General features: G+C 61.2%; 16 protein-coding genes, 1 other RNA gene and 1 pseudogene. 6 read left to right on the top strand and 12 right to left on the bottom strand.

Annotation, left to right across the window (positions count from 1 at the left end; all coding sequences use genetic code 11):
• Positions 1 to 60 precede the first annotated feature (60 nt).
• From CKW11_RS18530 to dnaX, 3 genes are all read right to left on the bottom strand, one after another.
• Positions 61 to 1095 carry an NADP-dependent oxidoreductase gene (locus CKW11_RS18530; RefSeq protein ID WP_095138663.1) on the bottom strand — a complete coding sequence of 345 codons (1035 nt, stop codon included), beginning with the start codon at positions 1093 to 1095 and terminating at the stop codon, positions 61 to 63.
• 300 nt (positions 1096 to 1395) lie between these two features.
• Positions 1396 to 1734 (bottom strand): YbaB/EbfC family nucleoid-associated protein, encoded by a 339-nt coding sequence (locus tag CKW11_RS18525; RefSeq protein WP_003223337.1) that lies wholly within the window; start codon positions 1732 to 1734, stop codon positions 1396 to 1398.
• A 67-nt stretch (positions 1735 to 1801) separates the two neighbouring features.
• On the bottom strand, positions 1802 to 3901 hold the full coding sequence (gene dnaX / locus CKW11_RS18520) for a DNA polymerase III subunit gamma/tau (protein ID WP_095138662.1): 2100 nt from the start codon (positions 3899 to 3901) through the stop codon (positions 1802 to 1804).
• A 192-nt stretch (positions 3902 to 4093) separates the two neighbouring features.
• Here dnaX and CKW11_RS18515 point away from each other — a divergent pair.
• Positions 4094 to 4492 (top strand): annotated as a pseudogene (locus CKW11_RS18515) (amino acid ABC transporter substrate-binding protein); the annotation flags it as partial.
• Positions 4493 to 4525: 33 nt separating this feature from the next.
• Here CKW11_RS18515 and CKW11_RS18510 read toward each other — a convergent pair.
• The 7 genes from CKW11_RS18510 to CKW11_RS18480 all read right to left on the bottom strand — a co-directional run bounded on the left by CKW11_RS18510 (position 4526) and on the right by CKW11_RS18480 (position 16208).
• Positions 4526 to 6475 carry a hypothetical protein gene (locus CKW11_RS18510; RefSeq protein WP_095138661.1) on the bottom strand — a complete coding sequence of 650 codons (1950 nt, stop codon included), beginning with the start codon at positions 6473 to 6475 and terminating at the stop codon, positions 4526 to 4528.
• 228 nt (positions 6476 to 6703) lie between these two features.
• An RNA gene (gene ffs / locus CKW11_RS18505) (signal recognition particle sRNA small type) lies at positions 6704 to 6800 on the bottom strand.
• Positions 6801 to 6947: 147 nt separating this feature from the next.
• On the bottom strand, positions 6948 to 8111 hold the full coding sequence (locus CKW11_RS18500; protein ID WP_095138660.1) for a putative zinc-binding metallopeptidase: 1164 nt from the start codon (positions 8109 to 8111) through the stop codon (positions 6948 to 6950).
• A gap of 240 nt (positions 8112 to 8351) precedes the next feature.
• Entirely contained in the window at positions 8352 to 10709 is a 2358-nt protein-coding gene (gene ligA, locus CKW11_RS18495; protein WP_095138659.1) for an NAD-dependent DNA ligase LigA, read from the bottom strand.
• Positions 10710 to 10933: 224 nt separating this feature from the next.
• Positions 10934 to 11797: a cell division protein ZipA gene (zipA, locus tag CKW11_RS18490; RefSeq protein ID WP_095138658.1), complete on the bottom strand. Its 864-nt coding sequence runs from the start codon at positions 11795 to 11797 to the stop codon at positions 10934 to 10936.
• Between the two features lie 260 nt (positions 11798 to 12057).
• Complete coding sequence (gene smc, locus CKW11_RS18485) at positions 12058 to 15546, bottom strand: chromosome segregation protein SMC (protein ID WP_095138657.1); 3489 nt, start codon at positions 15544 to 15546, stop codon at positions 12058 to 12060.
• 2 nt (positions 15547 to 15548) lie between these two features.
• On the bottom strand, positions 15549 to 16208 hold the full coding sequence (locus CKW11_RS18480) for a GntR family transcriptional regulator (RefSeq protein ID WP_007961062.1): 660 nt from the start codon (positions 16206 to 16208) through the stop codon (positions 15549 to 15551).
• A gap of 267 nt (positions 16209 to 16475) precedes the next feature.
• Between CKW11_RS18480 and xdhA the strand changes: the two genes are divergently transcribed.
• The 4 genes from xdhA to guaD all read left to right on the top strand — a co-directional run bounded on the left by xdhA (position 16476) and on the right by guaD (position 22615).
• On the top strand, positions 16476 to 17930 hold the full coding sequence (gene xdhA, locus CKW11_RS18475) for a xanthine dehydrogenase small subunit (RefSeq protein ID WP_095138656.1): 1455 nt from the start codon (positions 16476 to 16478) through the stop codon (positions 17928 to 17930).
• Positions 17923 to 20322 carry a xanthine dehydrogenase molybdopterin binding subunit gene (gene xdhB, locus CKW11_RS18470; RefSeq protein ID WP_095138655.1) on the top strand — a complete coding sequence of 800 codons (2400 nt, stop codon included), beginning with the start codon at positions 17923 to 17925 and terminating at the stop codon, positions 20320 to 20322. The genes xdhA and xdhB overlap by 8 nt, the downstream gene beginning before the upstream one ends.
• 117 nt (positions 20323 to 20439) lie before the next feature.
• Entirely contained in the window at positions 20440 to 21297 is an 858-nt protein-coding gene (gene xdhC, locus CKW11_RS18465) for a xanthine dehydrogenase accessory protein XdhC (RefSeq protein WP_095138654.1), read from the top strand.
• 13 nt (positions 21298 to 21310) lie between these two features.
• Positions 21311 to 22615 (top strand): guanine deaminase, encoded by a 1305-nt coding sequence (gene guaD, locus CKW11_RS18460; RefSeq protein WP_095138653.1) that lies wholly within the window; start codon positions 21311 to 21313, stop codon positions 22613 to 22615.
• Between the two features lie 184 nt (positions 22616 to 22799).
• Here guaD and CKW11_RS18455 read toward each other — a convergent pair whose 3' ends face one another.
• A complete protein-coding gene (locus CKW11_RS18455; protein ID WP_007961054.1) occupies positions 22800 to 23564 on the bottom strand; it encodes a GntR family transcriptional regulator in 765 nt (254 codons plus the stop codon).
• Between the two features lie 358 nt (positions 23565 to 23922).
• On the opposite strand from CKW11_RS18455, the gene CKW11_RS18445 reads away from it, so the two are divergent.
• Positions 23923 to 25113 carry a benzoate/H(+) symporter BenE family transporter gene (locus CKW11_RS18445; RefSeq protein WP_095138652.1) on the top strand — a complete coding sequence of 397 codons (1191 nt, stop codon included), beginning with the start codon at positions 23923 to 23925 and terminating at the stop codon, positions 25111 to 25113.
• Positions 25114 to 25241: 128 nt separating this feature from the next.
• On the opposite strand, the gene CKW11_RS18440 is transcribed toward CKW11_RS18445, so the two are convergent.
• On the bottom strand, positions 25242 to 25586 hold the full coding sequence (locus CKW11_RS18440; RefSeq protein WP_003223308.1) for a YggL family protein: 345 nt from the start codon (positions 25584 to 25586) through the stop codon (positions 25242 to 25244).
• Between the last annotated feature and the right edge of the window lie 61 nt (positions 25587 to 25647).

Raw genomic sequence — 25647 nt, 5'->3', positions numbered from 1 at the left:
AAAGTCCGACAAAACAACGAGACGCGGTTTATACCCGCGCCTCTGGCCAGCGTCAAATGCTCAGTCCTGGGCAACCTTCACCACCAGTTTGCCGAAGTTGCGCCCCTCCAGCAGACCGATAAACGCCTCGGGCGCCTGCTCGAGGCCTTCCACGACGTCTTCACGGAATTTGACCTTGCCGTCGCGCACCCACGGCACCATGTGGCTGATGAATTCCGGCTGACGGTCGCCGTAGTCATCAAACACGATGAAGCCCTGAATCCGCACGCGCTTGGTCAGCAACGTACGCTGCAACATCGGCAGACGATCCGGGCCTTGCGGCGCTTCAGTGGCGTTGTAACCGGCAATCAGCCCGCACAGCGGGATCCGCGCCTTGGGATTGAGCAACGGCACCACGGCGTCGAACACATGCCCGCCGACGTTTTCGTAATAGATGTCGATGCCATTCGGGCAGGCCTTGGCCAGTTGTTCGGCAAAGTCCGGTGCCTTGTGATCGATGCAGGCATCAAACCCCAGCTCTTCGACCACGTATTTGCATTTGTCGGCGCCACCGGCCACACCCACGGCGCGCAGGCCCTTGATCTTCGCTACCTGACCGACCACCGAGCCGACGGCACCGGACGCCGCAGCGACCACCAGGGTCTCGCCCTCTTTCGGCTGACCGATGTCGATCAAGCCCATGTACGCGGTCATCCCCGGCATGCCCAGCACACCGAGGGCCATTGACGGGCTCGGCAGGCCGGACGGGATCGGCATGATGTTGCGGCCGTCGCTGATGCTGTGGCTCTGCCAGCCGGTGAGGCCGACCACCAGATCGCCCTGGTGGAATTTCGGATGACGGGAATTCTCGACACGGCTGACAGCGCCACCGGTCATCACTTCGCCGATTTGTACCGGCGCGGCGTAGGACGGCGCGTCACTCATCCGTCCGCGCATGTACGGGTCCAGTGACAGGTACAGGGTTTTGAGCAGCACCTGGCCGTCTTCGAGATCCGGCAACGCTTCGCGCTCCAGACGGAAGTTTTCCGGAGTCGGCGCGCCGACCGGGCGCGAGGCGAGGACGAAGCGTTGATTGAGGGTCAGAGGGTCGGACATGTCAGCGTCTCCTGTGAATGATGAGTTCAGGGGGTATAGGGAGCAGACCTTGGTGACATCACAGCGTTCGATGTTTCTACTCGACTCCTGTGGCGAGGGAGCTTGCTCCCGCTGGAGTGCGAAGCGCTCCCCTGCTTTCTTTCAGGTATACCGGGTTTTCAGGGTTTACGACGACTTCGTCGCCGAGCGGGAGCAAGCTCCCTCGCCACAAATGAATACCGAACGCCCGAGAGGCAGAAACAAAAATGCCAGGCGCGATGCCTGGCATTTTTTGTAGCTCATCCAACCCGCACAGGCGAATCAGAATGGCAGTTTCATACCTGCTGGCAGGTTCATGCCGGCGGTCATGCTGCCCATTTTTTCCTGGCTGTTGGCTTCGATCTTGCGCACGGCGTCGTTGACGGCGGCGGCGACCACGGCTTCGAGCATTTCCTTGTCGTCTTCGCTCAGGCCTTCAACCAGGCTTGGATCGATGCTGACGCTTTTCACGTCGTGACGACCGGTCATCACCACGGTGACCATATCGCCACCGGCCTTGCCGGTGACTTCAGCGTTGGCCAGTTCTTCCTGCATCTTGGCCATTTTTTCCTGCATCTGCTGCGCCTGCTTCATCAGGCCGGCCATGCCACCTTTCATCATGGGAATCACCTCAAAAGTACTTGGATCAAAACAGCGCCCGGCACTTAACGCCGAACGCCCTCAGTTATTAGCCTTGGGCGACCAAGGCATCGACAGGTTCAATAGTATCGTGTCGCACCACTGCACCGAACTGCTGGACCATCTGCTGGATGAACGGATCACCGTGGATCGATTCCTCCGCCTCGCGCTGACGGTTGGCACGGCGACGGGACGCGGCCTGCGCCGGGGTTTCCTGCTCGGGCTTGATCAGTTCGATGGTCAGGGTCAGCGTGCGACCGTGGAACTGGTTCAACGCATCGTTCAGGCGCCGCTGTTGCGTGGCGTTGAAGAGCGCGCTGTGCGCCGGGTCCAGGTGCATCAGCCAGTGGTCGCCATCGACCGCGATCAGCGTGCAGTTGGCAGCGATGCTGCCGGTCATGCCGGAGATCGGCAGTTGCGGGAACAGTTCCAGCCATTGCAACGCCAGACCGGTGGCCGGTGCGGCGGCAGGCTCCGGCTCGGGTTCCGGTGCCGGCTCGGCGGTGTGTTCGCTGGCCAGATCGTCGAGGTAGCTGTAGGCCGAATCCATGTCCGGCTCGATGTAGTCTTCGTCCAGCGGCGGTTCGTCGTCGAGGTCCATGCCCGGGGTGGCGGCATCGACGTCGGCGACCGACGGCTCGGGAATCGGCGCGGCCGCCCACTCCGGCGCATCCGGCACCACGCTGTCCGGAGTCGGCAGCGGCATCGGCGGCAGCTCGGGCTGCTCGCTGGCGGTTTCCAGCACCGGCTCGACGGCTGGTTGCTGCACCGGCTCGGGTTCCGGCTCGGGTTCGACCGGATCGTTCCAAGGCAGGTCGACCGCCGCTTCGGCGACGACAGGCTCAGGCTCAGGATCTGCTTCTGGCGCTGGCGCGGGTGCAGCAGCAACCACAGGCGCTGGCTCAGGAGCCGGGGCCGGCGCTGGCGCAACCACCGGTGCCGGCGCAACAGCCGCAGCGACTACCGGCGCAGGCTTGGGCGCGGCAGCCACTGAGTTTGCGGAATCAACTGTGGCCTGGCTGATCCCCACTGGCTTTAGCGGTTGCCTCGGGGCGTCCGCCGTATCCGCCGGCCGGAAGGCCAGCATCCGCAGCAGAACCATTTCGAAACCACCACGGGGATCCGGCGCCAGCGGCAAGTCCCGGCGACCGATCAGGCCCATCTGGTAATAGAACTGCACATCTTCGGCCGGTAGCGCCTGCGCCAGCGCCAACACCCGATCACGGTCGCCATGGCCGTTGTCGACACCTTCAGGCAAGGCCTGGGCGATGGCGACACGGTGCAACACATTGAGAATTTCCGAGAGCACGCCATTCCAGTCCGGGCCTTGCTCGGCCAGATGGCGCACGGCTTCGAGCAACGCTTTGGCGTCGCCTTCGATCAGCGCGTGCAGCACGTCGAAGACCTGGCCGTGATCCAGCGTGCCGAGCATCGCCCGCACGTCGGCGGCCAATACCTTGCCTTCACCGAAAGCGATGGCCTGGTCGGTCAGGCTCATGGCGTCACGCATCGAGCCGTCAGCGGCACGGCCCAGCAACCACAGCGCGTCGTCTTCGAACGGCACGTTTTCGGCGCCGAGAACGTGGGTCAGATGCTCGACCACACGCTCGGGCGTCATGTTCTTCAGCGAGAACTGCAGGCAACGCGACAAAATCGTTGCCGGAAGTTTCTGCGGGTCGGTGGTCGCCAGGATGAACTTGACGTACGGCGGCGGCTCTTCGAGGGTTTTCAGCAGCGCATTGAAGGAATGGCTGGAGAGCATGTGCACTTCGTCGATCAGGTAGACCTTGAAGCGTCCACGGCTCGGCGCGTACTGCACGTTGTCGAGCAGTTCGCGGGTGTCTTCGACCTTGGTCCGGCTCGCGGCGTCGATCTCGATCAGGTCGACGAAGCGCCCCTCATCGATCTCGCGGCACACCGAACACTCGCCGCAGGGGCTGGAAGTGATACCTGTCTCACAGTTCAGGCATTTGGCAATGATCCGCGCAATGGTGGTCTTACCGACCCCGCGCGTACCGGTGAACAGGTACGCATGGTGCAGCCGCTGGCTGTCCAAGGCATTGATCAGAGCCTTGAGCACATGGGTCTGGCCGACCATTTCGCGGAACGAGCGCGGACGCCATTTACGTGCAAGAACCTGATAACTCATCGAAAACCGTCGCAACGAAGGAAGCTGAAGCGGCTAATGCTAGCGGAGCAAGGGCAAAATTGCATCCGGTGTGCTCGTCTAATCTGGCCAAGCTGCTGTTGGCGGGGCAATTTCGCTCGTGATCGGGACTCATCGGAGCATTTATGCGTTGGGCCTTGGGAGCTTTGTTGGGGATCAGTCTGAGCGTGAGCGCGGCCGCCCCGGGTCGATCCCGCCAACCTCCCCCGCCAATCGATCGGCACCGTGCTCGGCTATACCTATCCGACCCTGCAACCGCTGTTCGACGCCGATCGCCTGCAACGCGAGGACGCGCGTAATCAGGAACAAGTGCTGGAAAAACTCCTGGCCGGCCGCTACTGCTATGCGGTGAGCAATCAATGGACCCTGGACTGGTTCAATCAGCGCCTGCTGCCCGGACAGCAACTGCACGGCGTCGCGGTGCTGCAGGAACAGCATGTCGGCTGCTACGTGAGGAATGACCCGCAGGTGCCGGTGCAGCGGATCCTGCGCACGTTGCTGCGGATGAAAATGTCGGGGGAGATTGATGAGATTATCCGGTTGTATACAGGGTCCGCTGAAGTCACCCCATAACCCATTGTGGGAGCATTTCCGACAGAGAACTATTCAGTAGCCGTGCGACTCGCGGAATTTCTGGTAGTCGTGAAATTCGATCCACTCGACCACGTCGTACGGCAGGTAAAGCTGCTGCCGGGCGCGGGAGATGGCGATGTACACGGCGCAGATCCGCTGATCGAACGCGTAGGCGTCCTTGAACTGCACGTTGGTCAGCAGCTCGGGCGTCAGCAGAACGCGGTCGAACTCCATGCCACCCGCCTCGTGCGCCTGCATCAGCAGGCAGCTTTTGCCGGGGCCGCCGATCATCCGGTTGAGCCGGGTCAGGTCAGCCACCTTGAAGCCTTTCTCCAGCTCGGCCTCGACCCACAGAAACGCCTCGTCGAACTGGTTGGCATCGTGCACCTGCTGCCACTTGGGCAGATCGCTGAAATAGCGATGCGGGCCCTTCTCGCTATGTTCGGCACTGTAGAAGTCGACCTTGAACAGTTCGATGGCGGTGATCATGAAGTGTTCGAGGTCGCGCTGCGCCTTCATGTCGGCAAAACTGAACAGGCAATTGGCATCGTGCAGCTGCATGGCCCACTTCATGGTGTCCCACGGTGACGCCGTCAACACCACACAGCCTTCCGGCGGGACAAAGCCCTGCGGATAAAACTCGATGCCGACGTCCGCCTCACGCGCGCCTTCGAAGGGCACCTTGCTCTTCTCCGAGTGCCGGGAAATCAGCGGATTGACCAGACGCTCGACATTGCGCCCCGAACGCACCGAGTAGGTGATATCGCTCTGGCGCACTTCACGCTTTCTTTTCACCAGGTCGCGCTCGGCGTGCTGGTACTCATCGCCCAATGTGATCAGCACCTGTCGGCCACGCTCGATAATCTGCAGCAGCGAAGCGGGAATGTCCTGGCTCTCGTCGATCAGCACGTGGGTATAACGCGGCGGCACCACGCAGCCCGCCAGACTTGCCCGTTTGATCAGCAACAACGCTTCGAAGCCGCTCTGCCGGCCCCACGCCGGATTGGCCTCAAGGTAAGTCCAGACGCGGCTCGAATACTCCAGCAGTACCTTCGACTCAAGGCTGGACAAGGACAGCTTGAAATACGGCAGATGATGCGCCGACAGGCTGTAGTCCCGCGATTGGCAATAGCGCTCGAGGGTTTCCAGGCAGACGTTCAGCGTTCGTTGCGCGTCATGCTCGCGGAAGCCAAGGATATTCAGTTCCTGGGCCAGACTCTGTTTGCTCGCGACCCGGCCGGCGGCGCCTGGCGGCTGCGGTTTGCGTCCGTAAATCAGCCCGCGGGCGAACGCCTCAAAGGTGATGCCGGGCTTGCGCTCACTGGCAACGCCCATGCGCTGACACAGGGTCGCAAGTTTTTCCGGGGTACGTGCCAGCAACAGGGTTTTCCCGGGATCCAGGCACTCGGTCAAGGCACCGACCAGATGGCTCTTGCCGATCCCGGCGTAGCCTTGCACGTGCAGGTCTTCATCGAGGTTGGCGCGGAAGGTTCTGACCAGTTTGTCTTGCGCGGCGCTGAGCCAGCGCTCGCGATGCGCCGGGCTGATCATCTGCTGGCTGAACGGATTGTTGATCGCGTGGTGGCGCGTCTTGAACTCGTCATCCCACTTGCCATCGGGCAGCAGGTAATCCTGCGCCGACACCTCGTCGGCCAGCAGTAAACGCAGGTTCAAACCCCTGATAGCGTTCAGGCCGAAGTACAACTGGCGTGGGTCGAACAATCGTTGCGCCTCGGACAGCAGCCCTGCCCCGCCATCGACCGCCCAGGCGATCAGTCGCGCCAGCACCTTCTCCGCCGCAGCGGCGGTGAGATCCTTTTCCGCGGCCTGGGCCAGATTCTGGATGACCAGCACCGCGGCCAGTTGCGCATCCGTCAGCTCGCCAAGGGTTTTCGCGCCATCGGGCTGCAACAGACTCGCGCAGGTCTCGTCCGTCACGGGCAAGTACACGGCGGTGGATAAATCGTGATGTTCCGGGTGCATACAACCTCGTAGCCAGGGCGCGAACTTGTCAACGACGCGCGCAGCAAGACGGTGGAGTATGCCACTGTTCAACCTTGGTGGCTGAACAGGCATCGGGGAGCAGCCTTTGCGAGCAGGCTCGCTCCTACAGGAGCTGGCGTGAAAGCCCAAATCGCGGGCATAAAAAAACCGCAGTGGGCGAAACCCATGCAGTTCTGTTGTAGCGATCTTCGTTCGTTAAGGTGGTAACCCCACCAGCCACACCCCGGCACACAATGTTCCCGCTGTGGCTGCTGCCTTCCGGCTCTGACCAGGTTCACGGGTAATCGTTGCGGGGGGACCGATGGGGTCACCATAACGACACTCACCTGTCGGCGAGCCGCGCCATTGTACCTATCTGAGATGAAGTTACAACCGTTGGTTTCAGATAAAAAATATGAACGGGTTCAAGGACATGCGCTGTGCCCGAAAAGATCGCAGCCTGCGGCAGCTCTTACAGGGTCAACACCTCGTCCGCCTTGCCGCCCGCCTGCTGGATCACCAGATGGATGAAGTGCAGCTTGGCAATCGCCGCCGCCGGCAGCACGAACGGGTAGAAATCCGGTTGGCCCATGCTGCGTGACAGTTCGTTGAGCATGCCCGCCAGTTCGATCCACGCATTGACGAACGACAGAAACGCCGCCCCGCCGGGGTGCTCAGGGTCGTACAGGGTACTGGGCGGAAACGGCTGATAGTCGAAGTCCATTTCCCGCGCACTCATGCCAAAACCCAGTGCGGTATCCACCGCGTCCATCATGTGCAGGTAATGCGCCCAGGTCTCGGCCCAGTCTTCCCACGGGTGCATGGTCGCGTAGGCGCTAACGTAGTGTTGCGGCCAATCCTGCGGCGCACCCTGTTGATAATGACGGTCGAGCGCTTCGGCGTAACTGGCGCGCTCGTCGCCGAACAGGTTGCGAAAAGCTTCGAGCCACGGGCCATTGGCGATCAGACGATCCCAATAATAATGCCCGACCTCATGCCGGAAATGCCCGAGCAGCGTGCGATAGGGTTCATGCATCGCCGCCCGCACCTGCTCGCGATGGGCGTCGTCGGCTTCTTTGATGTCGAGGGTGATCAGGCCGTTGGCGTGGCCGGTCATCGGCGCGTTACCTTCAAGGTCGACGCCGATGAAGTCGAAGGCCAGACCGGTGTGTTCATCCACGGTTTTCGGGATGACCGGCAGGCCGAGGGTGATCAGTTGCGCCACCAGCCGGCGCTTGGCGATTTCGACTTTGCGCCAGCGTTCGGGGTTTTCCGGAACCGACAGGTCGGGGATGGTGCGGTTGAGGCTGCAAGCGATGCACAGGCTGTCGTGGCCGTTATCCGGCAGCAACCAGTTGCACGCGGCGGGCGTATCGAGGTTAGAGCAGCGACGAAACAAACCGGCGTCGGGATCGGCATCGAGTGTCCAACTGCCGTCCTGCGGCCCCGGTTGCAGCGAGGTCAGGCGACTTTCTTCAGGCTGATAGCCCAACACGGCGCTGCAAGCCAGGCACTGACTGTTGCGAAAGAACAGCGACTGGCCGCAGCGGCACGGCCAGATTTTGCTGTTGCGTGAAGATTCGCCCATGAACGGCGCGACAATGCGAGAACTGAGCTGCTCGAAAAAGCGGTACATGGCGATCTCTCCCTGGGGCTTGCCAAGACTAGATCATCCTGCAGTCAACAATGTTCCCGAATACAGCGCAGTTGCTGAGTGACACTGTTGATGTGGCGAGGAAGCTTGCTCCCGCTGGAGTGCGAAGCGCTCCCCCTGCTTTCTTTCAGGTATACCGGGTTTTCAGGGTTTACGACGACTTCGTCGCCGAGCGGGATCAAGCTCCCTCGCCACAAAAGCAGACTGCCGAACTAAACGGTATCAGGCCGAGATACCGTGGGTTTTGAGGAACGCGATAAACGCCTCTTCATCCATCACCTTCACCCCCAGCTCATTGGCCTTGGTCAGTTTCGAGCCGGCACCGGGCCCTGCGACCACACAATGAGTTTTCGCCGAGACCGAGCCAGCCACCTTGGCGCCGAGGCTTTCCAGGTGTTCTTTGGCCACATCACGGCTCATCAGCTCAACCTTGCCGGTCAGCACCCAGGTCTCGCCGGACAGCGGCAGGCCTTCGACGACTTTCTTCTCGCTCAGCCAGTGCATGCCGAAATCACGCAGTTGCTTCTCGGCGGCCTCGGCGATCTGCCGATGCTCGGGCACAGCAAAAAACTCGCGCACCGAATTGGCCTGCTTCTCCGGCAGCGCCTGACGCATGTCCAGCCAGTCGGCATTCATTACCGCGTCCAGCGAACCGAACTTGTCTGCCAGTTTCTGCGCGCCGCCCGGGCCGACAAACGGAATGTGCAGCTTGTCGAGCAGACCGCCGAGCGTGGTGCTGGCGGCAAACTCGGCACCCAGTTCGCCCTGATCCTGAATCTGCAGGCCATGCCCCAACAACTCGGTGATCACCTGCTGGTTGTGTGCATCTTCAAAGAAGCTATGAATCTCATGCGCCACTTCCAGGCCGATGTCCGGCAGGTAGGTCAGCACTTGCGGCAACGCCTGCTGCACGCGCTCCAGCGAACCCAACGAGCGCGCCAACACCTTGGCCGTCTCCTCGCCGACATCGGGAATGCCCAGCGCATAAATGAACCGCGCCAATCCCGGCTGCTTGCTGTCTTCGATGGCCGCCAACAGCTTGTTGCTGGAGACTTCGGCGAAGCCTTCCAGATCGACAATGTCGTCGAACTTCAACGCGTACAGATCGGCCGGCGAGCTGACCAGACCTTCATCGACTAGTTGCTCGACGCTCTTGTCGCCAAGGCCTTCGATGTCCATCGCCCGACGCGAGACGAAGTGAATGATCGCCTGCTTCAGTTGCGCCCCACAGGCCAGACGGCCAACGCAGCGGTACACCGCACCTTCACTGATGGTTTCCTTGCCTTTGCTGCGCTTGACCAGTTGCGTGCGCTCGACATGGGAACCGCAGACCGGGCAATTCTCTGGAATCGCTACAGGACGCGCATTCTCCGGGCGACGCTCGGTGACCACTTGCACCACCTGCGGGATCACGTCACCGGCGCGACGGATGATCACCGTGTCGCCGATCATCAGGCCCAGGCGCGCCACTTCATCCATGTTGTGCAGGGTGGCGTTGGCCACGGTGACGCCCGCGACCTTGACCGGTTTCAGCCGCGCCACCGGAGTGACCGCGCCTGTGCGACCGACCTGGAACTCCACGTCGAGCAGTTCGGTGAGTTCTTCCATGGCCGGGAATTTGTGCGCGATCGCCCAGCGCGGTTCGCGGGCACGGAAGCCCAGCTCACGCTGATCGGCGATGCTGTTGACCTTGAACACCACGCCGTCGATTTCATAAGCCAGCGAGTTACGTCGCTCACCGATGTCACGGTAGTAATCCAGGCACTCGCCGATACCTTTGGCCAGTTTCAGTTCATGACTGATCGGCATGCCCCACTTCTGCAATTGCTTGAGGTTGCCGATGTGGGTGTCGGAGATATCGTGGGACACCTGACCGATACCGTAGCAGCAGAATTCCAGCGGGCGATTGGCGGTGATCTTCGAATCCAGCTGACGCAGGCTGCCGGCAGCGGCGTTGCGCGGGTTGGCGAAGGTCTTGCCGCCGACTTCCAGTTGCGAGGCGTTGAGGCGCTCGAAACCGGCCTTGGACATGAACACTTCACCACGCACTTCCAGAGTCGCCGGCCAGCCTGTGCCATGCAGCTTCAACGGGATGTTGCGCACGGTGCGCACGTTGACGCTGATGTCTTCACCGGTGGTGCCGTCGCCACGGGTGGCGCCGCGCACCAGCACGCCGTTCTGATACAGCAGGCTGACCGCCAGGCCATCGAGTTTCGGCTCGCAGCTGTATTCCACCGCCGCACCGCCACCGAACAGATCGCCGGCCGGCAGATCCAGACCTTCGGTCACCCGGCGATCAAACTCGCGCATGTCGGTTTCTTCGAAGGCGTTGCCGAGGCTGAGCATCGGCACTTCGTGACGCACCTGGGTGAACGCGGTCAGCGCCACACTGCCGACACGCTGGGTTGGCGAGTCGCTGGTGATCAGTTCCGGATTGGCCGCTTCCAGTGCCTTGAGCTCGTGGAACAACCGGTCGTACTCGGCATCCGGAATGCTCGGCTCGTCGAGGACGTGATAACGGTAGTTGTGCTGATCGAGTTCAGCGCGCAGCTCTAGAATGCGGTTTTTGGCGGCGGTCATGGGTGTTCTCTCATAAAGCAAAAGAGCAGCCGAGGCTGCTCTATCTTCTAAATCACAAAGCTCAATGCTATGGACATTGTGGCGAGGGAGCTTGCTCCCGCTGGGCTGCGAAGCAGCCCCAATACCATCCACCGTGTTGCATCAGGCTCAACCAGGTTGCAGGATTTACGGCGGCTTCGCCACCGAGCGGGAGCAAGCTCCCTCGCCACAACTGCGCTCTGGCCTTAGCGCTTCTGGGTCAGGGCGCGGCGTTCGAATTCGACGATGCGCTGACGGTAGTGCTCGATGGTTTGCGCGGTCAGCACGCTGCGCTGGTCGTCTTTCAGCTCGCCGTTCAGTTCCTGCGACAGCTTGCGTGCTGCCGCCACCATCACGTCGAAGGCCTGCTTCGGATGACGCGGGCCTGGCAGGCCGAGGAAGAAGCTCACCGCCGGGGTGCTGAAATGGTCGATGTCGTCCAGATCGAAGATACCCGGCTTGACCGCGTTGGCCATGGAGAACAGCACTTCACCGTTGCCGGCCATGCTTTCGTGGCGGTGGAAAATATCCATCTCGCCAAAACGCAGACCGCTTTCCAGAATGTTCTGCAGCAGGGCCGGGCCTTTGAAGCCGGCGGCGTCGCGGCAGATCACGCTGATCACCAGCACTTCTTCGGCTTGCGGCTGATCCTTGTCGGCCACGGCTGGCGCAGGCTTGTTGTCGTCGACGAAGTCATCATCACGACTGCTGAAGCTCGGGCCGCCGTCCAGATCCAGATCGAGGTTCAGGTCGCCCTGGGCCGGGCCGTTGCTGCCGCGCTTGCCACGTTTCGAACCGGATTCGCGAGGCTCGCGTGCTTCGCGGGCCGGCATGCTAACCGACGGCAGATCGTGTTCGTCCAGTTGTGGCTCTTTATGTGTGTCCAGGACGCGGGCCGGGCCCAACAGCTCGGCGCTGGTGTCCTCGTCCGGCAGGTTGGACAGACTTCGGTCAAGACGGAACTTCAGTTTTCCCTTGCCGCCGCGCATACGGCGCCAGCCATCGAAAAGAATACCGGCTATCACAATGATGCCGATGACGATCAGCCACTCGCGCAGACCGATTTCCATGTAATCCCGTGCCTCTATAAAAAATGCTGAAAAATAAGGGGTTTACATTGTGCAAACCGCTTTAAAACGTGGCGCCAACTCTATGTTCTGACAGGCGTTTTGCCCACGTATACGAAAAATTGACATTAAACTAGCACGACCAAAGACAACTTTACACCGTCTGTCACATTGGCTTGCGCGAATATGTCGATTGGCCAGCAAGTCGAAGTCGGTAAAAAAGTCCTACAAGCCCCCAATACCTTTTCCGACACTACGCTGACTCAGGCGTCCACCATCGCCATCGCCTCCTCGACATCCACTGCAACCAGTCGCGAACAACCCGGCTCGTGCATCGTCACGCCCATCAGTTGATCGGCCATTTCCATGGCGATCTTGTTGTGGGTGATATAGATGAACTGCACGGTCTGCGACATCTCTTTAACCAATCGTGCGTAGCGTCCAACGTTAGCGTCATCCAGTGGCGCGTCAACTTCATCGAGCATGCAGAACGGCGCCGGATTCAATTTGAAGATCGCAAAAACCAGTGCCAGTGCGGTCAGGGCTTTTTCCCCGCCGGAGAGCAAATGGATGGTGCTGTTCTTCTTTCCTGGCGGCCGCGCCATGATCGTCACCCCTGTATCGAGTAGATCTTCGCCCGTCAGTTCCAAATACGCGCTGCCACCACCGAAAACTTTCGGGAAAAGCGCCTGTAAACCGCCATTGATCTGATCAAAGGTATCTTTGAAGCGGTTACGGGTTTCCTTGTCGATCTTGCGAATGACGTTTTCCAGGGTCTCCAGTGCTTCGACCAGATCGGCGTCCTGCGCATCCAGATAACGTTTACGCTCGGATTGTTGCGTGTATTCGTCGATGGCCGCGAGGTTGATCGCGCCCAGGCGCTGAATCCGCGCATTGATCCGTTCGAGTTCTTCTTCGGCGGCGCGTTCACTGGCCTCGGGGGTCAATGTCGCAAGCACGCCATTGAGATCGTAGCCGTCTTCGAGCAATTGATCCTGCAACGCCTTGCGCCGCACGGTCAGCGCTTGCCATTCCATGCGCTGTTGTTCGAGCTGACCACGGATCAGTTGCGATTGCTGCTCGGCCTGAGTCCGGCGTTTTTCCGCCTCGCGCAGTTCGCGGTCGGCGTCTTCCAGCGCGATCTGCGCAGTCTTCAGCTCTTCGTCGACGGTCATGCGTTTGTCGAGCAGCTCTTCGAGTTTCAGGCGCAGCTCTTCCAGCGGCGCCTCGCCCTCCTCCAGATTCAGACTCAACTGCTCACGCTTTTCGGTCAGGCGTTCGGCCTGCATCTCCAGACGCTCCAACGCCTGCCGCGTGGAGTCGTGCTGTGCGCGCAACGAACCGAGACGCACCGCCAGTTGGTGGGCGTGATCCTTATGCTGTCTGGCTTCCTGACGCACGCGATCAAGGCGTTCACGCAGGCTGTCACGCTGGGCCAGCAGCAATTCGCGCTGCTCGGTATCCAGCGCCATGGCGTCGAGCGCTTCCTGCAATTGCATGCGCGCTTCGCCGATCTGCTCGTGTTCCAGTGCGCGCTGCTCGCCGAGCTCGATCAGCTCTTCATCAAGGCGGGTGCGGCGCAGCGTCAGTTGTTCGGCCTTGGCTTTACCGGCAGACAACTGGGCTTTCAATTCACCTTGTGAGCGTGCCTCGTCCTGCAGCAAACGACGCAAGTGTTCGCGACCGTTTTCCTGCTGCCGCTGTTGCGCACGCAGGGTTTGCAGCCGGGTTTCCATGGCTTCGACCGTGGCTTCGCGCTCTTCGCGTTCGGCCTGCAGCGTCTCGATTTCCTGGCCACGGGCGAGCATGCCGCTCTCGGCTTCACTGGCGCGACGTACACGCAGAAAGTGTCGGCCGACCCAGTAACCGTCGCGACTGATCAGGCTCTGCCCGGCACTCAACTGGCCGCGCAGGGCCAAGGCCTGCTCAAGGCTGTCGACCGGTTTGACTTGGCCGAGCCATGGCGACAGATCGATCTGCGCCTCGACTTTATCCAGCAGACTACCCGCAACGCGCACGCCATCGCTGGCGGGGCTGAGCAGGCGCAGATCGCCTTGGGTGAAACCGGACAGATCGAAACCGCTGAAGTCATCCACCAGCACCGCTTGCAGGTCGGCGCCGAGCACGGTTTCCACCGCCAGCTCCCAACCAGCCTCAACCTTCAGCCCTTCGGCCAGACGCGGGCGTTGGGCGAGGTTGTGTTCCTTCAGCCATTCGGCGGTGCCGGTGCCCGGGTCGAGCGCGGCTTGTTGCAAGGCTTCCAGCGAGGCCAGTCGCCCGTTGAGGCGCTGCAAATCGCCCTGCGCCTGTTGCTGCGCGGTCAGTGCCTGCTGCAACTCCTGACGCAGTTGTTCGAGTTTTTCGACCTGCGCTTCTTCGCTGGTCTGCAAATCTTCGAGGGTCGCTTCGGATTCGGCGAGCTGCTCGTTAAGCGCCATGATCGCCGCGTCTTCCGGGTCGGCGGAAAGCAGATCGCGCTCTTCAGCGAGACGTTTTTGCCGATCGGCCAGGCGCTCCATGCTGGTTTCCAGCTGCTGGATCCGCGACTGCTGCACTTCGGCCTGGCGCCGGGGTTCGGCGGCGGTCAGGTTGAAGGTGTCCCACTGCTCCTGCCAGCCGTGCATGACGCTTTCGGAATCTTCCAGCGCAGCGGCGGCTTCTTCGGCGGCGGCGCTGGTGACTTCCTGCTCGGGGGTGAGCATGTCCAGCTCTTCGCCGAGGGTCAGCAGCAGCGTGCGGTCGTGGCCCAGGTGCGATTCGGTTTCCAGACGCGCGCGCTCGGCCTCTTTCAGATCGTCCTGCAACTGGCGCAAGCGCTGCTGGCCGTGCTGGATGCTCTGCTCGACCCGGGCGATGTCGCCGCCGACCGAATAGAAGCGTCCCTGCACCAGATTGAAGCGCTCGGACAGCTCATGGTGCCCGTCGCGCAGCCGCTCGATAGCCGCATCAGCATTGCGCTGCTCGGCGACCAGTGCTTCGAAACTGACTTCCTGGTTGCCGATGATCGATTCGCGCTGGCCGACCTGATCGTTGAGATCCTGCCAGCGCAGGGCCGACAGTTGCGCCTTGAGCTGGCGCTCTTCGGATTTGTATTCCTGATACTTCTTCGCGGACTCGGCCTGACGATGCAGACGTTCGAGCTGACGCTCAAGCTCTTCACGCAGGTCGGTCAGACGCGCAAGGTTTTCGTGGGTGCGGCGGATGCGGTTTTCGGTCTCGCGCCGGCGCTCCTTGTACTTGGAGATGCCTGCCGCTTCTTCGATGAAGTTGCGCAGGTCTTCGGGTTTGGCTTCGATCAGCTTGGAGATCATCCCCTGCTCGATGATCGAGTAGCTGCGCGGGCCGAGGCCGGTGCCGAGGAAAATATCGGTAATGTCGCGACGACGGCACTTGGCGCCGTTGAGGAAATAGCTGTTCTGGCTGTCGCGGGTGACTTTGCGGCGGATGGAGATCTCGGCATAAGCCGCATACTCGCCGACCAGGGTGCCGTCGGAGTTGTCGAACACCAGTTCGATGCTCGCCTGGCTCACCGGTTTACGGCTGGTCGAGCCGTTGAAGATGACGTCGGTCATCGACTCGCCACGCAGGTTCTTCGCCGAACTTTCGCCCATCACCCAGCGTACGGCGTCGATGATGTTCGACTTGCCGCAACCGTTCGGCCCGACGACCGCCGCCATGTTACTGGGGAAGTTCACCGTGGTCGGATCGACGAAGGACTTGAACCCCGCCAGTTTGATGCACTTTAGCCGCACGCTCAGGCAACCGTCAGGGCGGAGACCACCAGATCGCAGCTGCGCTGGGCGTAAGCCGTCAGCACGATGCGGATCTGCGGCAAATCACGGGCGAGCACAGCGGCCAGCAGGCGTTCGAACAGTTCGAGGAACTCGCTCATTTCGGCCTTGCGCTGTTCGAGGGCGAGGAAATACGCACGGCTCATGGCCGGCTGCAGGTTCTCGACGGTCTCTTGCAGGTACGGGTTGTTGGCAAACGGGTACGCAGCGCGCATCACGGCGAAGCTGTCGTCGACGAAGGTGCGGATGTCCTGACGCTCGTAGCTGGCGGTCAGGCGCTGCTGAATCTGCACGAACGGTGCCATGTCGGCCTGGGTCTGCCAGCCATTGGCGACCGCATTGCCGAGCAGGATGTACAGCTCGCTCATCAGCGTGCACAGGCTCTGCACCTTGTGCGCGGTGAGTTCGGTGACATGGGCGCCACGTCGCGGCAGGATCGCGATCAGGTGGCGGCGTTCGAGGATCAGCAGGGCTTCGCGGACCGATCCGCGGCTGACATTGAGGGCCAGCGTGACCTTCTGTTCCTGGATGCGCTCTCCCGGCTTCATTTCGCCGCGAATGATGCGTTCGGCGAGGTGGTGAGCGATTTGCTCGGCGAGGCTGTCCGGCGCCTTGAACGTCATGGTTGTCCTTCAAACTCTTCGATCTGCACAAGCGGCGCAGTGTAGCGCAAATGCAGGTGCATGGCGGAGTGCCCGCACGGCGCTTTTTGGCACGATTCAAGCAAAAAAGCAGTGGATCCTCTCAGGGTCAATACTCAATAGAGCACAGGTTAATCGACAAAACCGTTTTTCCTGACCTTTAAGTCAGAAAACCATTGACCGAAAAGTCAGACCTGCTAAATTCGGTTGAAGTCGGTTAACAACAATAATGAGTCTGCGAGGCCTTCCGTGATCCAGTTTTTACTTAACCAGGAACTCCGTAGCGAGCACGCCCTGGACCCGAATCTGACCGTGCTCAATTACCTGCGCGAACATGTGGGCAAGTCCGGCACCAAAGAAGGCTGCGCCAGCGGCGACTGCGGCGCCTGCACCGTGGTGGTCGGCGAGTTGCAAACGGATGACGCCGGCCGCGAACACATACGCTATCGCAGCCTCAATTCGTGCCTGACCTTTGTTTCGTCGCTGCACGGCAAGCAACTGATCAGCGTCGAAGACCTCAAGCACCAGGGCGAACTGCACAGCGTGCAGAAAGCCATGGTCGAGTGCCACGGCTCGCAGTGCGGCTTCTGCACCCCCGGCTTCGTCATGTCGCTGTTCGCCCTGCAAAAGAACAGCGATGCACCGGATCAGGCCAAGGCGCACGAAGCGCTGGCCGGCAACCTCTGCCGCTGCACCGGCTACCGGCCGATCCTCGCCGCCGCCGAACAATCCTGCTGCGGCAAGCAACCGGACCAGTTCGATGCCCGCGAAGCCGAGACCATCGCCCGCCTCAAAGCCATCGCCCCGACCGATATCGGCGAACTCAACAGTGGCGACAAGCGCTGCCTGGTGCCGCTGACCGTCGCCGATCTCGCCGATCTGTATGACGCTTACCCACAAGCCCGGCTGCTGGCCGGCGGCACCGATCTGGCGCTGGAAGTCACCCAGTTCCACCGCACCCTGCCAGTGATGATCTACGTCGGCAACGTCGCCGAGATGAAGCGCATCGAAAGCTTCGCTGACCGTATCGAAATCGGCGCCGCCACCGCCCTCTCCGACTGCTACGAAGCGCTGACGGCCGAATACCCGGACTTCGGCGAATTGCTGCACCGCTTCGCCTCGCTGCAGATCCGCAATCAGGGCACCCTCGGCGGCAACATCGGCAACGCCTCGCCGATTGGTGATTCGCCTCCGCTGCTGATCGCCCTCGGCGCGCAGGTGGTGCTGTGCAAAGGTGAAACCCGGCGCACGCTGAACCTGGAAGATTACTTCATCGACTACAAGGTCACCGCCCGTCAGGAAAGCGAGTTCATCGAGAAGATCATCGTCCCGCGTGCCACCGCCGAACAGCGCTTCCGCGCTTACAAAGTCTCCAAGCGTCTGGACGATGACATCTCCGCCGTCTGCGCCGCATTCAATCTGCGCGTGGAAAACGGCGTGATCACCGACGCGCGCATGGCTTTCGGCGGCATGGCCGCGATCCCCAAACGCGCCGCCCATTGCGAAGCCGTGCTGCTTGGCCAGCCGTTCAACAACGCCGTGATCGAACGCGCCTGCGCTGCGCTGGCCGAAGACTTCACGCCGCTCTCGGACTTCCGCGCCAGCAAGGAATATCGCCTGCTCAGCGCGCAGAACCTGCTGCGTAAATACTTCATCGAACTGCAAACACCGCACATCGAGACTCGGGTGACCGCTTATGTCTAACCATCACGCCGTAGAGAAGACTCAAGCCGAACTGGCGGAACTGTTCGCCAAGGACCTGACCACCGGCGTTGGCCGCAGCGTCAGGCACGACAGCGCCGCCAAGCATGTGTCCGGTGAAGCGCAGTACATCGATGATCGCCTGGAATTCCCCAATCAGCTGCACGTTTACGCACGGCTGTCGGACCGCGCCCACGCGAAAATCATCAGCATCGACACCAAGCCCTGCTACGCCTTCGAAGGCGTACGCATTGCGATCACCCACGAAGACGTGCCGGGCCTGAAAGACATCGGCCCGTTGCTGCCGGGCGATCCGCTGCTGGCCATCGATGACGTGCAGTTCGTCGGGCAACCGGTGCTGGCCGTGGCCGCGAAAGACCTGGAAACCGCACGCAAAGCGGCGATGGCGGCGATCATCGAGTACGAAGATCTCGAGCCGGTGCTGGACGTGGTCGAAGCCTTGCGCAAACGCCACTTCGTGCTCGACAGCCACACCCACCAGCGTGGCGATTCGGCTTCGGCATTGGCCACCGCCGAACATCGCATCCAGGGCACGCTGCACATCGGCGGCCAGGAACACTTTTATCTGGAGACGCAGATCTCCTCGGTGATGCCCACCGAAGACGGCGGGATGATCGTCTACTGCTCGACGCAGAACCCCACCGAAGTGCAGAAACTGGTGGCCGAAGTGCTCGACGTGTCGATGAACAAGATCGTCGTCGACATGCGCCGCATGGGCGGTGGTTTCGGCGGCAAGGAAACCCAGGCCGCCAGCCCGGCATGCCTGTGCGCAGTGATCGCGCACCTCACCGGCCAGCCGACCAAGATGCGTCTGCCACGGGTCGAAGACATGCTGATGACCGGCAAGCGCCACCCGTTCTATGTCGAGTACGACGTCGGCTTCGACAGCACCGGGCGCCTGCACGGGATCGCCATGGACCTGGCCGGCAACTGCGGCTGCTCGCCGGATTTGTCCGCCTCGATCGTTGACCGGGCGATGTTCCACTCGGACAACTCGTACTACCTCGGTGACGCAACCATCAATGGCCACCGCTGCAAGACCAACACCGCGTCGAACACCGCCTACCGTGGTTTCGGCGGGCCGCAAGGGATGGTCGCCATCGAAGAAGTGATGGACGCGATTGCCCGCCACCTCAACCTCGATCCACTGGCGGTGCGCAAGGCCAACTACTACGGCAAGACCGAGCGCAACGTCACTCACTACTACCAGACCGTCGAGCACAACATGCTCGAAGAGATGACCGCCGAACTGGAAGAAAGCAGCCAGTACGCCGAGCGCCGCGAAGCGATCCGTCGCTACAACGCCAACAGCCCGATCCTGAAAAAAGGCCTGGCGCTGACCCCGGTGAAATTCGGCATCTCCTTCACCGCCAGTTTCCTCAATCAGGCCGGCGCGCTGATCCACGTCTACACCGACGGCAGCATCCACCTGAACCACGGCGGCACGGAAATGGGCCAGGGCCTCAACACCAAAGTCGCGCAGGTGGTGGCCGAAGTGTTCCAGGTGGAAATGGATCGGGTGCAGATCACCGCGACCAACACCGACAAAGTGCCGAACACCTCGCCGACTGCGGCTTCCAGCGGCGCCGACCTCAACGGCAAGGCCGCGCAGAACGCTGCCGAGATCATCAAGCAGCGTCTGGTGGAATTCGCCGCGCGGCACTACAAGGTCAGCGAAGAAGACGTGGAATTCCACAACGGCCATGTGCGCGTGCGTGACCACATCATGACCTTCGAGGCGCTGATCCAGCTGGCGTATTTCAATCAGGTCTCGCTGTCGAGCACCGGCTTCTACAAGACCCCGAAAATCTACTACGACCGCAGCCAGGCCCGTGGTCGGCCGTTCTACTACTTCGCCTTCGGCGCGGCGTGCTGCGAAGTGATCGTCGACACCCTCACCGGCGAGTACAAGATGCTGCGTACCGACATCCTCCACGACGTCGGTGCCTCGTTGAACCCGGCGATCGACATCGGTCAGGTCGAGGGCGGTTTCGTCCAGGGCATGGGCTGGCTGACCATGGAAGAGCTGGTCTGGAACAACAAGGGCAAGCTGATGACCAACGGCCCGGCCAGCTACAAAATCCCGGCCGTGGCGGACATGCCGCTGGACCTGCGAGTGAAGCTGGTGGAAAACCGCAAGAACCCGGAAGACACGGTGTTCCATTCCAAGGCTGTGGGTGAGCCGCCGTTCATGCTCGGGATTGCCGCGTGGTGCGCGATCAAGGACGCGGTGGCGAGCCTCGGTGACTATAAGCATCAGCCGCAGATCGATGCACCGGCGACCCCGGAGCGGGTGCTGTGGGGGTGTGAGCAGATGCGCCAGCTCAAGACTGTGAAAGCGGTCGAAGCTGAAACCGAGTTGGCTCCGCTTTAGGACCGAGGCGCGGCTATCGCGAGCAGGCTCACTCCTACAGGGGAACGCATTCCAAATGTAGGAGTGAGCCTGCTCGCGAATAGGCCCGAACAGACAACGACAGATGTCGAGGTGAACATGTACAACTGGATCGACGCCCTCGCCGACCTGCAGAACCAGGGCGAACCCTGTGTTCTGGTGACGATCATCGAAGAACTCGGCTCGACCCCGCGCAATGCCGGCTCGAAAATGGTCGTCAGCGCGAAACAGACCTTCGACACCATCGGTGGCGGGCATCTGGAATACAAAGCCATGCAGATCGCCCGCGAGATGCTCGCCAGCGGCAAGCAGGACACCCATCTGGAGCGCTTCAGCCTCGGCGCCAGCCTTGGCCAGTGCTGCGGTGGCGCCACCGTGTTGCTGTTCGAACCGATGGGCCAGGTGCAAGCGCAGATCGCGGTGTTCGGCGCCGGGCATGTCGGCCGCGCGTTGGTGCCGTTGCTCGCCAGCCTGCCGTGCCGGGTGCGCTGGATCGATTCGCGGGAAGAGGAATTCCCCGAACAGATCCCCCATGGCGTGCGTAAAATCGTCGCCGAAGAGCCTGTGGATGAAATCGACGACCTGCCCGCCGGCAGCTACTGCATCGTCATGACCCACAACCATCAGCTCGACCTGGAACTCACTGCTGCGATCCTCAAGCGCAACGACTTTGCCTACTTCGGCCTGATCGGCTCGAAGACCAAACGGGCCAAGTTCGAACATCGCCTGCGTGATCGCGGTTTCGACAGCGGCGTCGTGCAACGCATGCGCTGCCCGATGGGCATCGGCGACGTCAAAGGCAAACTGCCTGTGGAAATCGCCATCTCCATCGCCGGCGAAATCATCGCCACCTATAACGCCAATTTCGGCCAGCACAGCGCCAGCGCCGAACCGATTGCCAGACTGCTGCCGGTTTCCCGGCGCAGTCAGGCCGCCAAACTCAAAGCCTCAAACTGATTAGAGAACCCTCATGCCTCTGACTCGCAAAGCCTACCGCGCCGCCATCCTGCACAGCATCGCCGACCCTGCCGAAGTCGGGATCGAAGCCTCCTACGAATATTTCGAGGACGGCCTGCTGGTGGTCGATGGCGGCAAGATCAGCGCCCTCGGCCACGCCAGCGAATTGCTGCCGACCCTGCCGGCGGACATCGAGATCACCCACTATCAGGACGCGCTGATCACCCCGGGCTTCATCGACACCCACATCCACCTGCCGCAAACCGGCATGGTCGGGGCCTACGGCGAGCAACTGCTGGACTGGCTCAACACCTACACCTTCCCGTGCGAAAGCCAGTTCGGTGACAAGGCCCACGCCGACGATGTAGCCGATATCTTCATCAAGGAACTGCTGCGCAACGGCACCACCACCGCACTGGTGTTCGGCAGCGTGCACCCGCAATCGGTGAACTCGTTCTTCGAGGCCGCCGAGAAGCTCGACCTGCGGATGATCGCCGGCAAGGTGATGATGGACCGCAACGCCCCGGATTACCTGACCGACACCGCCGAATCGAGCTACGTCGAGAGCAAGGCGCTGATCGAACGCTGGCACGGCAAGGGCCGCCTGCACTACGCCGTCACCCCGCGTTTCGCCCCGACCAGCACCCCGGAGCAACTGACCCTCGCCGGCCAGTTGCTGAGCGAATACCCGGATCTGTACATGCAGACCCACATCAGCGAAAACCTCAAGGAAATCGAGTGGGTCAAGGAACTGTTCCCGGAGCGCAAGGGCTATCTGGACGTTTACGATCACTACCAACTGCTCGGCGAGCGCTCGGTGTTCGCCCACGGCGTGCACCTGTGCGACGACGAATGCGCGCGACTGGCAGAAACCGGCTCGGCAATCTCGTTCTGCCCGACCTCGAACTTCTTCCTCGGCAGCGGCCTGTTCAACCTGCCGATGGCCGAGAAGCACAAGCTGAATGTCGGCCTCGGTACTGACGTCGGCGGCGGCACCAGTTTCTCGCTGCTGCAAACCCTGAACGAAGCCTACAAAGTCATGCAGTTGCAGGGCGCGCGGCTGAGTCCGTTCAAGTCGCTGTACCTGGCGACGTTGGGCGGTGCGCGGGCACTGCGTCTGGAAGAGAAGATCGGCAACCTGCAGCCGGGTTCCGATGCGGACTTCCTGGTGCTGGATTACAACGCCACGCCGCTGCTGAGCTACCGCCTGAAACAGGCCAACAACATTGCTGAAACGTTGTTTGTGCTGATGACACTGGGCGATGACCGCACGGTGCAGCAGACGTATGCGGCGGGGGCTTTGGTGCATCAGCGCTGAGTTTTTCCGAGGCATAAAAAATCCCCCGGCGGTGTTAGCCCCGGGGGATTTTTGTTGCCTATCTGTCCGTATTCACGAGCAAGCCCGCTCCCACAGGGGATCTCAGTCGATGCCAAATTTTATATTCACTGAAGATCCAATGTGGGAGCGGGCTTGCTCGCGAAGGCCGCGACTCGGTGTCAGCTCAAAGCTTGGCCGCAGGGCGCCCAGGTTTTTTGGTCTGCAACAGATGCGAGAACACCGCATGCAAATCATCCGACGCACTTTCCTCATCGAGGTTGAGTTTGCTGTCGATGTGATCCATGTGATGCATCATCAGGTCCACCGCCAACTCACCGTTGCGAGCTTCGATGGCGTCGATCAACTGGGTGTGCTCGTCGTAGGAGCAATGCGAGCGGTTGCCGCTTTCGTACTGGGCGATGATCAGCGAGGTCTGCGAAACCAGGCTGCGCTGGAAGCTGATCAGTGGCGCGTTCTTCGCCGCTTCGGCCAGTTTCAGGTGGAATTCGCCCGACAGACGGATACCGGCGCCGCGATCGCCACGGGAGAAGCTGTCGCGCTCGTCGTTGACCATCTGACGCAGTTCGGCGATCTGCTCGGCGGTGGCGTGCTGCACGGCCAGCTCGGTGATCGCGCGCTCTACCAGACGGCGGGCCATGAACACCTGACGCGCTTCTTCAACGCTCGGGCTGGCGACCACGGCGCCACGGTTCGGCCGCAACAGCACCACGCCTTCATGGGCCAGACGCGACAGTGCGCGGCGAATGATGGTGCGGCTGACCCCGAAGATTTCCCCCAGCGCTTCTTCGCTCAATTTTGTACCGGGCGCCAGACGCTGTTCGAGGATGGCCTCGAAGATATGCGCGTAGACAATATCGTCCTGGGTTCCGCTGCGGCCGGCTTTGCCTGCTCGCGGTTGTTTCTTGAGGGGTTGCAACTGTTCGTTCATGGGCACTCGAGTCGGGAGAACTGCGGCGAATAGACCGTGACTGTAATACGGCACAGTAGGTCGCTGGCAAGTATCGCGTAAAAAACAGCGCGATTGTACACAATGGATGGTGGCAACACGACTGTATGGCTGTTTGTGACCACGGCTGTATTGCAACGATCCGTCAGGTTTGAGTTTAGGCTTGATCGCAGAATCCGCAGCCAGAACACAAATCCCCCTGTGGGAGCGGGCTTGCTCGCGAAAGCGGTGTGTCAGACAACATCTGCTTTTACTGACCCACCGCTTTCGCGAGCAAGCCCGCTCCCACAGGGTTCAGGTAATTGCGGACATCTTCATCTGTATAAGGAACACCGCCGTCATGAACGACGCCACCTACACCCGCCTGCGCCCTCTCGCCGACACTTCGCCCTCGGCCATCGTTGCCGGTTTCATCGCAATGATGACCGGCTACACCAGTTCGCTGGTGCTGATGTTCCAGGCCGGGCAAGCGGCGGGCCTGAGCAGCGGGCAGATTTCCTCGTGGATCTGGGCGATTTCCATCGGCATGGCGGTGTGCTCGATCGGCTTGTCGCTGCGCTATCGCACACCGATCACGATTGCCTGGTCGACACCGGGTGCAGCCCTGTTGATCACCAGCCTCGGTGGCGTCAGTTATGGCGAGGCTATCGGTGCCTATATCACCTGCGCGGTGCTGGTGACCATTTGTGGGCTGACCGGCAGCTTCGAACGCCTGGTGAAAAAGATCCCGGCGTCGCTGGCGGCAGCGCTGCTGGCGGGGATTCTGTTCAAGATCGGCAGCGAAATCTTCGTCGCCGCGCAACACCGCACCGGGCTGGTGCTGGGGATGTTCTTCACTTATCTGCTGGTAAAACGTCTGTCACCGCGTTACGCGGTGCTCGCCGCATTGCTGATCGGCACCGCGCTGTCGGGCTTCATGGGTCTGCTGGATTTCAACGGTTTCCATCTGGAACTGGCGACGCCAGTCTGGACCACGCCGCACTTCTCGCTGGCCGCGACCATCAGCATCGGCATTCCGTTGTTCGTGGTGGCGATGACTTCGCAGAACATGCCCGGCATCGCCGTACTGCGCGCCGACGGCTACAACGTGCCGGCCTCGCCACTGATCACCAGCACCGGCATCGCCTCGCTGCTGCTGGCGCCATTCGGCTCCCACGGCATCAACCTCGCGGCCATCAGCGCGGCGATCTGCACCGGGCCGCACGCCCATGAAGATCGCAACAAGCGCTACACCGCGGCGGTCTGGTGCGGGATTTTCTACGGGATTGCCGGGGTGTTCGGCGCCACATTGGCGGCGCTGTTTGCCGCGCTGCCGAAAGAACTGGTGCTGTCGATTGCCGCGCTGGCGCTGTTCGGCTCGATCATCAACGGCCTGAGCATTGCCATGACCGAAGTGAAGGAACGCGAGGCGGCGCTGATCACCTTCATGGTCACGGCGTCGGGGTTGACGCTGTTTTCCATCGGCTCGGCGTTCTGGGGGATTGTCGCGGGGGTTTTGACGTTACTGATTTTGAACTGGCGTAAAGCTTAAAGCAAAAGATCGCAGCCTTCGGCAGCTCCTACAGGGTGTACACCATTCCCATGTAGGAGCTGCCGAAGGCTGCGATCTTTTGATCTTGCAAAAAAACGGCGACCCGAGGGTCGCCGTTTTTTTCAGTATCACTTGGCCGCGTTGATCGGCTTTTCCGGATACCAGACGTCCAGCAGCGGGCTGACGGTCATGCCGGTCAGTTCGCTACGGTTTTTCAGCCAGGCTTCAACGGCAGCGCGCTGCTCTTCGTTGACCGAGCCACGCTTCTGCAGGCAAACCAGACCGAAGTCATCGCCGCCAACATAACCCAGACCGTTGGCTTCCATGGCTTCTTTGATGAATGCTTCGAGGAAAGCGTCAATGGCTTCTTCGGACAAGTCTTCTTTGAAGTCCAGGTTCAGTTCGAAACCCAGCTCTTGGAATTCATCAACGCACAGTTTTTTGCGCAGACGCTGGGAACGGTTAGTCGCCATTGGAACAATCCTCTTAAGTAATAACGGCCGGCACTTTACCAGTTTAAGCGGTCAATTGCCC

The sequence above is a fragment of the Pseudomonas sp. Irchel s3a10 genome (assembly GCF_900187525.1).
Classification (GTDB): domain Bacteria; phylum Pseudomonadota; class Gammaproteobacteria; order Pseudomonadales; family Pseudomonadaceae; genus Aquipseudomonas; species Aquipseudomonas koreensis_G.
Note: the sequence above shows the minus strand (reverse complement) of the source record. Positions and strands in the feature narration are given on the sequence as shown.

Bases quoted from the DNA above. Each gene is read 5' to 3' on its own strand.
- CKW11_RS18530 (WP_095138663.1), bottom strand. From the start codon at position 1,095: ATGTCCGACCCTCTGACCCTCAATCAACGCTTCGTCCTCGCCTCGCGC.
- CKW11_RS18525 (WP_003223337.1), bottom strand. From the start codon at position 1,734: ATGATGAAAGGTGGCATGGCCGGCCTGATGAAGCAGGCGCAGCAGATG.
- dnaX (WP_095138662.1), bottom strand. From the start codon at position 3,901: ATGAGTTATCAGGTTCTTGCACGTAAATGGCGTCCGCGCTCGTTCCGC.
- CKW11_RS18510 (WP_095138661.1), bottom strand. From the start codon at position 6,475: ATGCACCCGGAACATCACGATTTATCCACCGCCGTGTACTTGCCCGTG.
- CKW11_RS18500 (WP_095138660.1), bottom strand. From the start codon at position 8,111: ATGTACCGCTTTTTCGAGCAGCTCAGTTCTCGCATTGTCGCGCCGTTC.
- ligA (WP_095138659.1), bottom strand. From the start codon at position 10,709: ATGACCGCCGCCAAAAACCGCATTCTAGAGCTGCGCGCTGAACTCGAT.
- zipA (WP_095138658.1), bottom strand. From the start codon at position 11,797: ATGGAAATCGGTCTGCGCGAGTGGCTGATCGTCATCGGCATCATTGTG.
- CKW11_RS18480 (WP_007961062.1), bottom strand. From the start codon at position 16,208: ATGACGTTCAAGGCGCCGGACAGCCTCGCCGAGCAAATCGCTCACCAC.
- xdhB (WP_095138655.1), top strand. From the start codon at position 17,923: ATGTCTAACCATCACGCCGTAGAGAAGACTCAAGCCGAACTGGCGGAA.
- xdhC (WP_095138654.1), top strand. From the start codon at position 20,440: ATGTACAACTGGATCGACGCCCTCGCCGACCTGCAGAACCAGGGCGAA.
- guaD (WP_095138653.1), top strand. From the start codon at position 21,311: ATGCCTCTGACTCGCAAAGCCTACCGCGCCGCCATCCTGCACAGCATC.
- CKW11_RS18455 (WP_007961054.1), bottom strand. From the start codon at position 23,564: ATGAACGAACAGTTGCAACCCCTCAAGAAACAACCGCGAGCAGGCAAA.
- CKW11_RS18445 (WP_095138652.1), top strand. From the start codon at position 23,923: ATGAACGACGCCACCTACACCCGCCTGCGCCCTCTCGCCGACACTTCG.
- CKW11_RS18440 (WP_003223308.1), bottom strand. From the start codon at position 25,586: ATGGCGACTAACCGTTCCCAGCGTCTGCGCAAAAAACTGTGCGTTGAT.